The organism is Pseudaminobacter soli (ex Zhang et al. 2022) (genome assembly GCF_014595955.1).
GTDB lineage: Bacteria > Pseudomonadota > Alphaproteobacteria > Rhizobiales > Rhizobiaceae > Kumtagia > Kumtagia pseudosoli.
The window spans coordinates 1-1177 of record NZ_JABVCF010000043.1 but is presented as its reverse complement, the minus strand read 5'-3'; the positions used below and the strand labels follow the sequence as shown (position 1 = coordinate 1177).

General features: G+C 65.5%; 1 protein-coding gene. It reads right to left on the bottom strand.

Annotated elements, in window-relative coordinates:
* Window position 1: 1 nt before the first annotated feature.
* Window positions 2-1177 (bottom strand): elongation factor Tu (gene tuf, locus HUI96_RS29005; RefSeq protein WP_188258170.1); only part of this gene is annotated, 1176 nt, incomplete at its 5' end.

Genomic DNA, 1177 nt, shown 5'->3' with positions numbered 1-1177 from the left:
CTTATTCCTGGATGCTGACGACCACGCCGGCGCCGACGGTGCGGCCGCCCTCGCGGATGGCGAAGCGCAGCTTCTCCTCCATCGCGATCGGCACGATCAGCTCGACGTCGACCGTCACATTGTCGCCCGGCATCACCATCTCGGTGCCCTCCTGCAGCTTCACGACGCCGGTCACGTCGGTGGTGCGGAAGTAGAACTGCGGCCGGTAGTTGGTGAAGAACGGCGTGTGGCGACCGCCCTCCTCCTTGGTCAGGATGTAGGCCTCGGCCTTGAACTTGGTGTGCGGCTTCACCGAGCCCGGCTTGCACAGCACCTGGCCGCGCTCCACGTCCTCGCGGCCGATACCGCGCAGCAGCGCGCCGATGTTGTCGCCCGCCTGGCCCTGGTCGAGCAGCTTGCGGAACATCTCGACGCCGGTGCAGGTGGTCTTCGCCGTCGGCCGGATGCCGACGATCTCGAGTTCCTCGCCGACCTTGACGATGCCGCGTTCGACGCGGCCGGTCACCACGGTGCCGCGGCCGGAAATCGAGAACACGTCCTCGATCGGCATCAGGAACGGCTGGTCGATCGGGCGCTCCGGCGTCGGGATGTAGGAGTCAACCGCTTCCATCAGTTCGCGGATGGCCTTCTCGCCGATCTCCTTGTTCGAGTCCTCAAGCGCGGCCAGCGCCGAGCCCTTGATGATCGGAATGTCGTCGCCGGGGAACTCGTTCTTCGACAGAAGCTCGCGCACCTCGAGCTCGACCAGTTCGAGCAGTTCCGGATCGTCGACCTGGTCGACCTTGTTCAGGAACACCACGATCGACGGCACGCCGACCTGGCGGGCGAGCAGAATGTGCTCGCGCGTCTGCGGCATCGGGCCGTCGGCAGCCGACACCACCAGGATCGCGCCGTCCATCTGCGCCGCGCCGGTGATCATGTTCTTCACGTAGTCGGCGTGGCCGGGGCAGTCGACGTGGGCGTAGTGGCGGTTCGGCGTCTCGTACTCGACGTGCGAGGTCGAGATCGTGATGCCGCGCGCCTTCTCCTCCGGCGCCGCGTCGATCTGGTCATAGGCGCGGAATTCGCCGAAAAACTTCGTGATCGCCGCCGTCAGCGACGTCTTGCCATGGTCGACATGGCCGATCGTACCAATGTTCACATGCGGCTTCGTACGCTCGAATTTGCTCTTGGCCAT